Source organism: Actinomadura rubrisoli (assembly GCF_004349215.1).
Taxonomy (GTDB): domain Bacteria; phylum Actinomycetota; class Actinomycetes; order Streptosporangiales; family Streptosporangiaceae; genus Spirillospora; species Spirillospora rubrisoli.
This window is the reverse complement of the sequence record NZ_SMKU01000292.1, coordinates 1-12050: the sequence shown is the minus strand read 5'-3', so window position 1 is coordinate 12050 and position 12050 is coordinate 1. Positions and strand designations below refer to the sequence as shown.

Genomic DNA, 12050 nt, shown 5'->3' with positions numbered 1-12050 from the left:
GACAGCACCACCCGGCCCACCCCCCACACCCGCCCGGCGCGGTCGGGATATCCGGCGGTCGCGGCCACGATGAGCGCTGTGAGTCCCGAGATGGTGAGGGCCGCGAAGCCGCCGATGGCCGCGGGGATCAGGGTCCGGACGAGCCGCCGTCCGCCGCCGCGCTCGTCCGTCCGCGCGGCGGCCGCCACGACCCACGGCAGGGCCGCGTAGCCGAGCAGCAGCGCCCACTGGCCGAGAAGCAGCCGCTCGGCGACGAAGGGGTTCCAGGCGTAGCAGACCCCGGCGGCCAGGCGGGGCAGGAGTCGGCGGGAGGGCACCAGCGACGCCGCCGACGCGCACGCCATCACGAAGATCGCCAGCAGGACGAGCTTCTGCACCAGGCCGGCCGGGACGACCGTCGCGAGCGCGGTGACGAACGCGTCGCTCGGGACGTGCCTCGGCACCGTGCCCGTGAGCCCGAACGTCATCGGGGTGAACGCCGGATCCGGCGCGAACACCATGTCGTACGACAGCACGAAGCCGGGCGCGAGCCCCGGGCCGAGCGCCGCGAGCCCGAGCCCCAGCCCGGTCAGTGCGGCCGCCAGGTGCCGCGCCCTCTCCTGCATCGAGCCTGGACGCTACCCGACCGGCTCCGGGTCGCGGGGCAGGCCGAGGATCCGCTCGCCGATGACGTTCAGGTTGACCTCGGTAGTGCCGCCTCCGATGGTCATGGCGCGGGAGGCGAGCAGGTAGCGGGTCCAGCGCGCGCGCAGGCCGTCCTTCCATCCGCCGGTCAGGGCGCCCTCGTCGCCGAGCAGCGTGAACCCGAACTCGGTGACCTGCTGGCCGTGCTCCATCGCCACCAGCTTCCGGACGTTCGCCGTCGCGCCGGGGTCTGTGCCCTCCAGCTGCTTGAGCGTCGCGCGGAGGCCGAGGAGGGCGAAGGCGTGTTCGTCGCACGCGAGCCGCCCGATGCCGTCCCGGACGACCGGGTCGCCGTCCAGGCCGAGCTCCCCGGCGAGGCGCAGCAGTTTGGGCAGGTCACCGCCGAGCTGGAACGAGCCGGTCAGCCCGACCCGCTCGTTGGCGAGGGTGTTGCGGGCGACGCGCCACCCCGCGTTGACGGGTCCGACGACCAGCTCGTCCGGGACGAACACGCCGTCCAGGAAGACCTCGTTGAAGACGGCGTCGCCGGTGCACTCCCGGAGCGGGCGGATCTCGATGCCCTCGGACGCCATGTCCACCAGGAAGTAGGTGATGCCGTCGTGCTTGCGCCGGTCGGGGCCGGTGCGGGCGATGCAGATGCCCCACTGGGACTCCCGGGCCAGCGACGTCCAGATCTTCTGGCCGCTGATCCGCCAGCCGCCCTCCACGCGCTCGGCGCGCGTGCGCAGCCCGGCCAGGTCGGAGCCCGCGCCCGGCTCGGAGAACAGCTGGCACCAGACGATCTCGCCGCGCAGCGTCGGCGGCAGGAACCGGTCCTGCTGCTCCGGCGTCCCGTACCGCACCAGCGATGGGACGACCCATGCCGCGATCATCAGCGGCACCGGGCGCACCCCGGCCGCGCTCAGCTCCTGCTGGATGACGATCTGCTCCAGCGGCCCCGCGTCCCGGCCCCACGGCTCCGGCAGATGCGGGGTCACCCAGCCGCCCGAGGCCATCGCGGCCCGTTGCTCCAGCGGCTCCATCGCGGCCAGCTCCGCGACCGCCGCCCGGATCCCGTCCCGCAGCGGCCCGGCGTCCGCGGGCAGCTCGACGTCCATGGGCCGCCGCACGCCCGCGACCGCCAGCGCCGCCACGTCCGCGCGTTGGCCGCTCGCCCGGCCCAGGACGGCTCGCAGGGTCAGGGCCCTGCGGTAGTACAGGTGGGCGTCGTGCTCGTAGGTGTAGCCGATCCCTCCGTGCACCTGGATGTTGCCCTCGGCGCACATGACGGCGGCGTCGGTGGCCAGGACGGCCGCGACTCCGGCCGAATACGCGCGCTGTTCTTCGGAGTCGTCCAGCGCGCGCGCCGCGTCCCATACCGCCGCCCTGGCCCGCTCGACGGCGATCAGCATCCGGGCGCACTTGTGCTTGACGCCCTGGAACTGCCCGATGGGACGGCCGAACTGCTCGCGCAGCTTGGCGTAGGCCACGGCATCGTCCAAGGCGCGGCCCGCCACGCCGCACGCCTCGGCCCCCAGCAGGACGACCGCGAGGGCCTGGACGTCCACGCCGTCCACGAAACGGTCGCCCGGGACGGTCAGACCGTCCACGGTGACCGAGCCGACCGGGCGGGTGATGTCGAGGGACTCCAGCGGGCCGACCGCGACCTCGTCCCGCTCGACGACCACCCACCGGTCACCGGCCGGGAGCACGAACAGGTCCGCCAGCGGCGCGCCCAGGACGGGCTGGACCGTCCCGGAGACCGTGGACCCGTCCGCCTCAAGGCCGCCGGACAGGCCCACGGCCGCAGTCCGGGTACCGTCCGCCAGACCGGACGGCGGCTTGGGGAAACCGGCGGCATGCAGAATCGCGGACGCCAGCACGGTCGGGGCGTACGCGCCCGGGGCGAGCGCCCGCCCGAGCTCCTCCAGCACGACGGCCTGCTCCAGCGGCCCGAAGCCCTGCCCGCCCTCCTCCTCCGGCAGGTGCAGACCGAAGTGGCCCTGCGCGGCGAGGGCGTCCCAGAACCCGGTCGCCGCCTCCCGGACGGACCGCCGCGTGATGTGCCGCTCCGCGAAGCCGCGCACCGACGCCGCCAGCGCCTCGTGCTCCTCGGTCAGCCCGATCGCCATGACCGCACCTCTCGCTCGGGGATGCGGCACAGCCTATGAGAATCCGATTCGGTTTCTCAGGGTCAGGCGGCGATCTTCAGCTGGGCGAGGAACGCGTTCAGGTCCGGCCACATCTTCTTGTGGGTGTTCGGCAGCGACGCGAACACCACCGCGGGCTCGGGACGGCCTGTGTCGATCACGGCGGTGGCCACGATCTCGCCGGTCGCCCGCACCCCGGACCGCTTGTAGGTGAGGTAGGAGGCGACCAGCCAGCCCTGGCGGCCGCCCACGCTCAGCGCCTGCGACGCCAGCGGCATCGTGCGGTGCGGGAACGCGTAGTACTGGGCCTCGAACGCCTTGGCCGCCATCCCGCTGACGTTCTTGACGCTCTTCGGCCCGCGGTAGGAGCTCTGCAAGGTCGGGGCCAGCGTGCCGGTGAGCAGCTGGCCGTACCAGAGCTGCCGTCCGCGCCGCTCGGTGACGAGGATCTGCTGCCCGGACCAGCCCGCGGTGCCCAGCTTGTTCTTCTTCGTGGGGAGCTGCCAGGGCGCGGCCAGGCGCGGGTACGCCAGCCCGGAGTGGGTGTCGGTCACGTGCCCGAGCACCCGGCTCGGACGTCCGGCGAACGTCCGGAGCCGCCGGTCCGGCGGCATCTTGACCTGCGGCTCCTGCGGCTGCCGCGCCGACGCCGTCCGGCCCGACCGGCCGCTGGGCGCGGCCTCGTCGTCACCGCGGCCCTTCAGCAGGTAGACGCCGCCCGCCGCGACCAGCGCGACCACCAGCAGGCTCACCCCGCCGATCAGGACCAGCCGGGTCCGGCCCGCGCCGTCGTCCAGGGTGTCGGGGAGGCCGGGGGCGCTGGGGACGTCGGAGCGCTCACGGCGGTCGCGGCGGCGCTCCCGGCGCTCGCGCGGTCCGGTGGCCGAGGCGCCGAGCTTGGCGTCAGCGGCGGCCTCGTCGGCCATCCAGTCGGGCATCTGCCAGTTGCCGCTGCTCGGCTTGCCGGGCTTGGCAGGCCCGGCCGTCCCCATGGGAACGGCGGGCGCGTAGTTCGCGTCGCCCTCGCCCTCGTCGAACAGCGACCCCTCCCACTGCGGGGCCTCGTCCGGCACCGGGGCGACCTTGACGTCCTCGGCGGCCGGCGGCTCCGCGGGCGACGCCGGCGGTGCGGGCGACGCCGGCGGTGCGGGCGACGCCGGCGGTGCGGGCGACGCCGGCGGTGCGGGCGACGCCGGCGGTGCGGGCGATGCCGGCGGTGCGGGTTGTGAGGGCTCCGGCGCTGGCGCGGCCTGCTGCTGCTCCGGCGCGGGCGCCTCTACCTTGCCCCAGACGTCGTGCGGCGCCGCCTGCCACGGCTGCTGCGGCGGCTGCTCGGACGGCTGCCACTGCTGCTCGGACTGCTGCGGCGGCTGCTCGGGCTCGGAGAAGTCGGTGCGGCCCGTCGGCGCGGGGACCCGCACCTCCGGCACCTTGGCCTCGGGGAAGGCCACCGGCGGCAGGCCCGCCTCCGGACCGGCCTGCGGCTCCTCCCGTTCGCGACCGGCATCGCTCTCGCTCATATCGGTCCAGCGCCCACCGCGCTCCCCCTGATCGGACATGCGGCACACGTTACGCGAAGATCATCAATTACGTCCGGCCGGTAATCACACTCAGGACACATCTTCTTATCGGCTCAGGTCTGCCCGGCGACGCCGATGTCCTCGCGCGCGGCCTCGGCGTCCGGCGCGAGCCGCTCCCTGGCCAGCAGCGTCCCGCCCGCCACGGCGCCCGGCATCGCCAGCACCGCGCCCAGCGGGATGAGGAAGACCACGAAGGTCGCCGCGCCGAACCCCACCGCGAGCGGACGGTTCCGCTTCAGCAGCGCGAACCGGTCCCGGCGCCGCAGCCCCCGCCGCTCCAGCGCGACGGAGGTCAGCTCGCCCGCGAGGAAGTAGCCGGACACGCACGCCGCGACCACCGGGACGACCGTCTGGCCCACCACGGGCAGGAACCCGCACGCGAAGAACACCGCCGCGAACAGGAGCGCGATCGTGGCGAGGATCACCGTGTCCCTGACCGCCCGCCCGATCTGGACGAGCAGCGGGTCTCCCGGGTCCGGCGGCGCGCCGCCCTGCGACTCCTCCACCCGCACCGCGATGGCCTCGTAGAACGGGTCGCCGATCAGCAGCGTCACGGCCGTGAAGGTGAGGATCGCCAGGAACACCGCCGCGCCGTAGATCGCGATCCCGGCGACCACCCGCGCGGACGTGCGCGCCGCCTCCGACCAGCCGTCGGCGAACGGCGTCACCCACCCGGCCAGGTCGTCCACCTGGAACGCCAGCACCACGAGCGCCGACGCGTACACCGCCAGCACGATGAGCGCCGGGATCAGGCCGAACAGCCACTGCACGGGGTGCCGGGCCATCCATCCGATGCCGCGCAGCAAGTAGCTCGCGCCGCTGAACAGGTCCTTGAAACCCGACGTCCGGGGGGTATGCGCTTCGGTCACACGCCCAAGCTACAAGTGGTCACTGCCCGAGCGTCGACCGAATCCGAACCCAGACCATCAGCAGCAGCAGTTTCCACTCCGGATACAGCAGCCGGACGAAGATGTCCTCCTTGACGCCCCGCCGCGCACGGTCCACCCCCGCCCATCGCCGGACGACGTCCAGCACGACTGCCCGGCGTCCCAGATCGCCGCCCGCCGCCTGCTCGATCATCGAGACGATCCGCGGCCGCACCTCGCGGCGCGTGGCCGCCGCGTCCAGCCACAGCTGGAGCACCATCTCGAACAGGGTGTACTCGCCGGACCCCGCGGCCTGCGCGCCCAGCGCCACGGCCCACGGCGGCGTGCAGGCCATCGGGTCGATCGCGTCCGGACCGGCCAGGATCGCCGGGAGCCCGTCCGGGGTCGTCTCGGCGGCCAGCATCAGGAAGATCTCCGTCCCGATGGCCACGCTGGGCCCGTCCGGGTGTGCCGCCCACGCCAGCGCCGCCCGCAGGACGGACGTCCGGTATCCGCCGGCGGCCAGCGTCCGCGCCGCCTCCAGCACCAGCGGGCGGACGTGCCCGCCGCAGGCCGCGAGCTGCTCCATCACCTCCAGGACGCTCCGCAGCCGCGTCGCGTCCGGGAACATCGACATCTCCCGCGCGTCCCCGCCGTGGCGCACGCGGAGCGGACGGTCGTGCTCGGCGAGCAGGATCTGGAGCCCGATCCGGGCCCGGTTGAACCTGTCCCGCTCCGAGGCCAGGCGCGTCGCGGTCCGGCACCAGATGAGCGCGGTCTGGAACACCTTCTCGGGATGGATCTCGGCGAGCGCCCGCACCACCTCGAACACCTCGGCCTGGACCTGCTCGTCCCCGTAGGTGGCCAGGTGCTTGAGCCGGGTCAGCGCGATGGACACGTGCGTCTCGCCGAGCACCTGGCAGACCCGCGCCACCGTCAGCTTGAGCGTCTTCGCCGTCCGCCGCTCGATGGACCACTTGTACAGCCGCCCGCGCACCCGCCCTCCGACCCGAGGGTGCAGGCACGTCCTGGCCAGCGCGACGTAGGACAGGTCCGCGGCATGGTGGCGCGCGGCCCATTCGGCCGCCTTGCGCAAGATCCTCTCCACCTCGTCGTGCTCGGACGCGAGGTCGGCGAACACCTCGACGAGCTTGTGGCGGAGCGCGGGCCTGAGCTCCACCACCTCGTCCGTGGGCAGCGCCGACAGCCACGACAGCAGGTCCAACCGGGCGAGCGGGTAGTCGTCCCAGACGTAGCGCAGCACGGAGTCGGCGTAGCCGTGCCGCCGGAACACGATCTTGTCGTCGTCCCGGTCGGCGCCGAGCAGTTCGCTCAGCCCGGTGGACGGGCACCAGGCGAGCCCCCCGCCCTCCACCTTGATCTTGAGCTGGCGCGCCAGGGACATCGCCGCCCCGTACACGCTCGTCTCGTCCGCCGGCGCGATCGTCGCGGCGGCGATCATCAGCGTCTGGTTCCGGAGCTCCCCGTTCTCCCCGAACCAGCCGCGCAGGTGCTCGTCCCAGCCCCGGTACGCCAGCTCCACCTCGCTCGCGCCGCCCCCGGCCACGACCAGATCGGCGAGGCGGCGCGCCTCGGCGGGCGTCGCGTCCCTCAGCAGCACCGCCGCGCGCGGCCACCCCGCCCAGTCCCGCCCGACGCCGCAGCGGGCGAGCCGGGCCCGGTAGACGGCGTCGGGCGGCGGCGGGTGCACCGGCAGCACGTGCAGGAATTCGGTGAACCCCCGCAGCTCCGCCGGCGACCCGGTGACGAGCAGGAACCCGCCGGCCGCGTGCACCGCCTCCAGGCAGGACCGCAGCCGCGACGCGTCCTCCTCGCCCGCGCGGACGAGGTACCCGCACGCCTTGGCGGCGCCGATCTCCTCCACGTCGTCCTCGTCGGTGGAGAACAGCCGGATCGGCAGGTCCGGACGCAGCCACCGCAGCGCCGCGACGGCCGTGGTCGTGGTCCCCGTCCCGGGCGCGCCGGCGAGCGCGACCGCGTGGTGGCGGTCGAGGACGCCGACGATCTCCTCGTGGTTGAGGGCGGGCACGTAGCCCGTGACCCGGTCGGCGATCTCCCCTTCCGACAGCACCATCGAGGGGCGTCCTCGGACGAACTGGAGCTGCGTCTGGATGAGGTCGCCCGAGACCGTGTTCCCGAACGCGTTCTGCGTCTCGTCCCCGATGATGCTCACATCGTCGAACTCCGTCATCACCGCTCCTGGCGGAAGTCGCCGCCGACGGTGTTCCCGAACGCGTTCTGCGTCCCGTCCCCGCTGATGGTGATGCCGCCGATCGACGGCCCGCCCGGCGCGGGCGGGACGGGCGCGGGCTTCGCGGCGCCTCCGCCCTCCTCCGGCTCGGAGCGCCGCGACGGCACGGGCACGTACAGGTGAGCGGGGCGGACGAACTGCTTCACCTTGATCTCCACCTCGGTGAACTGGCTCTCGCGCAGCCCGGTCCGGCCGCCCGCGACGTAGACGCTGAACAGCTCCGACGAGAACAGGAACGCGGCGAACGTCACTTCGGGGTCGCTGCGCTTCAGCGCGTCGCGCAGCGGCTCCCCCTCCACGAGCCGGTTGACGTCGACGGTCGCGGTGGAGACGCCCGGCGCGTCCGGACGCTCGTCGTCCACGAGCCCGATGTGCATCGCCACCCGCAGCCGCAGGCGCATCCCCTCCGCCCGCAGCCCCGGCGCCGACGCGGCCAGCTCGTCCTGGAGCCGCCGCGGGAACGGCTCGACCAGCCGCGGCACCGCGTCGTGCGGCAGGATCGCGAGGATGCCGTCGCCGGTGCTCTCCAGGAACCGGACGGCCTTCCACGTGTCGCCGAGCCCGCTCTCCTCGAAGGCCGCCGCGAGCACGCGCCGGATCTCCATGTGCAGGCGGGGCAGCTTCACGTCGCTGTGGGCGCTGAACTTCTCGGCGTCGACGACGAGCAGCGCGCGAAAGGTCTCCATGGGTGCTCTCTCCAGGGGGTCGGCAGAACCACCCACTTTGGAGAAGGTCGGCGGCGCCCTCTGTCTGAAATCAGACAGACCCGTGTCCCGATTCGGCCAGCGCCCGCAGGCCGGGCAGGTCGACGATGACGATCCGGCGCCGCTCGGTCATGACCAGCCCCCGCTCGCGCAGCCGCGCCAGCTCGGCGGCGACCACGCTGCGCGACAGCCCCACCGCCTGCCCGATCTCGGTCTGGCCGAGCCCCACGTCCACCGGCCCGCCCGCCGTCCCGGCCACGGCCAGCCGCACCAGCGCCCGGGCGACCCGCGGCCCGGCGGGCAGCGCCGCGGTCTCGGCCCGCCACGCCTCCACCTCCCGGATGCGCCGCATGGCCCGGAGCAGCAGCTCGTCCCGCACCCCGGCCGAACGCGTCAGCAGCCGGAACCGCTCGGCGGTCACGACCCGCGCGACGCACGCGTCCACGGCCACCACCGTCGCCGACCGGTCGTCCTCCCCGAGGACCGCCATCTCGCCGAGCACCTCGCCCGGCCCGCGGACGGCCAGCAGCAGCACCTCCCCCTTCGGCAGGGTGAGCGAGACCTTGACCCGTCCCGAGACCAGGACGAGGACATGCGTCGGAGGATCGCCCTGCCGGAGCACGACCTCGCCCGGCCCGAACCGCTTCTCGGCCCCCGCCGCTACGAGCCGTTCCCACATCCGCCCCGAGACGTCCACCCTCCCTGTCTCCCACACCCGCCCCGCGTGCACGCGCGAGAGACCAAAAAGAGACACCCCGCGACAAGTCGCGGCCAGTGCGGCGCGGCCCCTCAAGCCCCGGCGGCGCGGCGCCGGACGAGCCGGACGACCATGACGGTGGCCACCGCCGCCACCGCGACCAGCGGTATGTCGATCAGCAGGAACTCCCAGCCCATCCGGAACTCGCCGCTGACCACGGTGGCGAGGAATCCGATGACGACGGCGGCCGGGACGGCCACCCACAGGCGCAGGGACTGCCGGACGCCGACGATCAGCAGGCCCAGCAGGATGCCCCCGACGACGGGGAACACTTCGTTCAGCATCTCCATGACCTCCTCACAGAACCGGCGCGGCACCGGCCGCGAGGTCGGGACCGGCCTCCGCCGCGCGTCCGTTCCCGAACGGGGCGGGCGCGCCCTCGCGTGGCGCGCCCTCATGCGGCACGCCGTCGCGCGGCGGGCCCGAGAAGGCCGGGGGCGCGCCCTCGGCCTCGTACCCGGCGGGCGCCGGCCCGGCGTCGATCGTCCGCGGCTCCGCCGTCCCTTCCCGGACGGCCGGGGCCGCCTCCTGGACCGCGACCGGCACGGCCGCCGTGCCGTCGAACTCGATGATGATCCGCATGATCGCCCTTCTCGGGGTCGGAGTCAGGAAAGGACCGCGTACCGGCCCTCGAAGGTCACCGGGCTCGTGGTGAGGTTCGTGACCGTGATCCAGTAGGCGGCCTGGGTGTCGTTGGCGCGCTCGACCGAGACGTCCCAGTCGACCTGGGGGGCGCCCGCCCGCGGCGACGTCGGCACCATGTACCAGACGACGTGCCAGGCGGCCGGCCAGCCCCAGGTGAACCAGCGCTGGCTGGCGCTGGGCGCGAGCGACCCCGTGAATTGAACGTTGGTCCACATCGTGCTGACTCCAGGTTCGGTGAGGGCTCAGTAGCGGCTCAGGAGGGCGTACCTGCCCTCGAACGTGACCGGTTGCTGCGTGAGGTTCCGCACGGTGATCCAGTACGTGACGTGCTCGGCGTCCGCCCGCTCGGCCTGGACCCTCCAGCTCACCTGCGGGGCACCGGAGCGCGGCGACGTCGGCATGACCGTCCACAGCAGATGCCAGGTGGCGGGCCAGCCCCAGGTGAACCAGCGCTGGGACGCGCCCGCCGCGAGCGACCCCGTCCACTGGACGCCGCAGACCGGCTGGGTCATCCAGCCGTCCACGGGGATCTCCCACACGCCCCGGTTGCGCGTCCCGGCCCGCAGCACGCGGGCATGGGGGTGGAACACCAGGTCGCCGACGAACGCGTTGGGCAGCCCGTTGGAGAACGGCTGCCACGTCGCCCCGCCGTCCGTGCTCTGGTGGACGCCGAGGTCGGCGGCCACCCAGACGCGGTCGCGGTTGCCCGGGTCGATCTCGATCGCGTTGATCGGCAGGGTGGTCAGCCCCGCCGACCGGTCCGTCCACGACGCGCCGCCGTCGGTGGACCGCCAGACCCGGCCGCCGCCGATCGTCTGATGGGTCGCCCAGATCCGGTTGAGGTCCCCCGGATCGACGTGCAGGTCGCTCACCCAGGCGTTCGCGCGCGGCGTCGTGAGCTGCGTCATCGCGGTCCACGCCGAACCCGTCCAGCGCGTCGAGAAGATCTGCCCGCCGGTCGTCCCCACGTACACCCGGTCGGCGTTGGGGATGTACATCGCGGACGCCGTGGCGGCCACCGGGTACGCCAGCCGCGTCCACATCGTGATGTTGTCGCGGGAGACGTAGAGGGCGCCCCCGCCCATCGCGACCGTGTCGCCGTTCGTGGCGCTCGCCTCGACCGGCGGGTAGAACAGCGCCCCCTCGTTCGGCGGCACCACCGGCGGGGACCACTGCCAGGTGTTCCAGTCCCCGCGTGAGGTCGACCGCTCCAGGCCCATGCCGAAGAAGGAATGGAAGACGGTGCCGGGCGTGGTCCGGTTCACCGCGCAGTCGCCGCCGTCGCCGTCCTGCGAGTGCAGCCACTCCGGCGCGCCCGTCCAGCGCTCCGTGCCGTTGTCCTGCGTGCCGCCGAGCAGCCAGCGCGCGGACCCGACGTCCTGCGCGAGGTACTCGAACTCGGTGATGACCAGGCCGTTGTTGAGGTGCTGCCAGGTCCCGCCCCGGTCCGGGCTGCGGAACAGGCCGCCGTCATTGCCGATGTAGACCACGTCCGGACGGCCCGGCTCGAACGCGATGGCGTGCTGGTCGGGATGGATCGAGTCACCCGGCGCGGGCTTGCTGCTGATGTCGGTCCACGTCCACGTGGTCCCCGCCAGCTCGCCGCGATGGGCGTCGATGGCGCCGCAGTACACCCGTCCCGCGTTGTCGGGCGCGACGGCCAGGAACCAGTCGTACCACGCCTGCCCCACCGCGACACCGGTCGGCGGCGTCACCGCCGTCCACGTCCCACCCGCTCGCCGCCACAGGTAGGCGGTCGGGTCCACGGCGCCCCACGCGTAGGCCACGGACGGATCCGACCTCGCGACCGCCACCGCCAGCCGCCCGAAGGACGCCGGGGCGCCGGGCAGCGGGACCGTGTTCCAGGTCGTCCCGCCGTCCGTCGAGCGGAACAGCCCGTCCTGGCAGGCCGCGAGCACCTCGCCGGACCCGGTCGAGACGGACCAGGTCGCCGAGGACCGCCGCCGCGTCCAGGTCGAGCCGCCGTCCGACGACACGTACAGGCCGAAGTTCGTCCCGGCGTGGATCCGGTCACGGGTCCCCGGGTCGAACACCAGGTCGTAGAAGCCCTGCCCTACGAACGGCGCGGTGCACAACGTGCTCCACTTGGTGCCGCCGTCGCTGGAGCGCAGGACGCCCGCCCCGAGCCGGGCCCACCAGTTGCCCTCGCCCGTCCCGGCCAGCACATGCGCCGGGTCGAACGGGTCGAAGGCGACCGCGCCCACCGCGAGCGTCGCCGCGTCATCGGTCCGCGGGGCCCACGAGGCGCCGCGGTCCCGGCTCTCCCACACCCCGCCGTTGGCCGCCCCGACCAGCACATGCGCGGTGTTGGCGGGGTCGATGGCAATCGCCGACACCCGCCCCGACACGTTCACCCGTCCGGCCCCGTACGTCTGCCCGTTCGGGATCGTCGTGGGCCCCAGCGACCGCCAGCTCGGCCCCGGCCCCACCG

General features: G+C 73.9%; 9 protein-coding genes and 2 pseudogenes. All 11 read right to left on the bottom strand.

Annotated features, from left to right (window positions below; genetic code table 11):
* Window positions 1-605, bottom strand: a pseudogene (locus tag E1298_RS36005) (hypothetical protein); the annotation flags it as partial.
* Window positions 606-617: 12 nt separating this feature from the next.
* Window positions 618-2756: an acyl-CoA dehydrogenase family protein gene (locus E1298_RS36000; protein WP_131901389.1), complete on the bottom strand. Its 2139-nt coding sequence runs from the start codon at window positions 2754-2756 to the stop codon at window positions 618-620.
* Window positions 2757-2818: 62 nt separating this feature from the next.
* The gene (locus E1298_RS35995; RefSeq protein ID WP_165975838.1) at window positions 2819-4333 is read right to left on the bottom strand and encodes a hypothetical protein; all 1515 of its coding nucleotides are present in this window, start codon (window positions 4331-4333) and stop codon (window positions 2819-2821) included.
* A gap of 74 nt (window positions 4334-4407) precedes the next feature.
* Window positions 4408-5223, bottom strand: a complete 816-nt coding sequence (locus E1298_RS35985; RefSeq protein ID WP_243726018.1) for an EI24 domain-containing protein — start codon at window positions 5221-5223, stop codon at window positions 4408-4410.
* A 19-nt stretch (window positions 5224-5242) separates the two neighbouring features.
* Window positions 5243-7432: a hypothetical protein gene (locus E1298_RS35980; RefSeq protein WP_131901384.1), complete on the bottom strand. Its 2190-nt coding sequence runs from the start codon at window positions 7430-7432 to the stop codon at window positions 5243-5245.
* On the bottom strand, window positions 7432-8178 hold the full coding sequence (locus tag E1298_RS35975; protein ID WP_131901382.1) for a hypothetical protein: 747 nt from the start codon (window positions 8176-8178) through the stop codon (window positions 7432-7434). The genes E1298_RS35980 and E1298_RS35975 overlap by 1 nt, the downstream gene beginning before the upstream one ends.
* Window positions 8179-8248: 70 nt before the next feature.
* Window positions 8249-8893: a Crp/Fnr family transcriptional regulator gene (locus E1298_RS35970; protein WP_243726017.1), complete on the bottom strand. Its 645-nt coding sequence runs from the start codon at window positions 8891-8893 to the stop codon at window positions 8249-8251.
* Window positions 8894-8985: 92 nt separating this feature from the next.
* Window positions 8986-9237, bottom strand: a complete 252-nt coding sequence (locus E1298_RS35965; protein WP_131901380.1) for a hypothetical protein — start codon at window positions 9235-9237, stop codon at window positions 8986-8988.
* 13 nt (window positions 9238-9250) lie between these two features.
* On the bottom strand, window positions 9251-9535 hold the full coding sequence (locus tag E1298_RS35960; protein WP_131901378.1) for a hypothetical protein: 285 nt from the start codon (window positions 9533-9535) through the stop codon (window positions 9251-9253).
* A 23-nt stretch (window positions 9536-9558) separates the two neighbouring features.
* The gene (locus tag E1298_RS35955; protein ID WP_131901376.1) at window positions 9559-9813 is read right to left on the bottom strand and encodes a hypothetical protein; all 255 of its coding nucleotides are present in this window, start codon (window positions 9811-9813) and stop codon (window positions 9559-9561) included.
* A gap of 27 nt (window positions 9814-9840) precedes the next feature.
* Window positions 9841-12050 (bottom strand): annotated as a pseudogene (locus tag E1298_RS49790) (hypothetical protein); the annotation flags it as partial.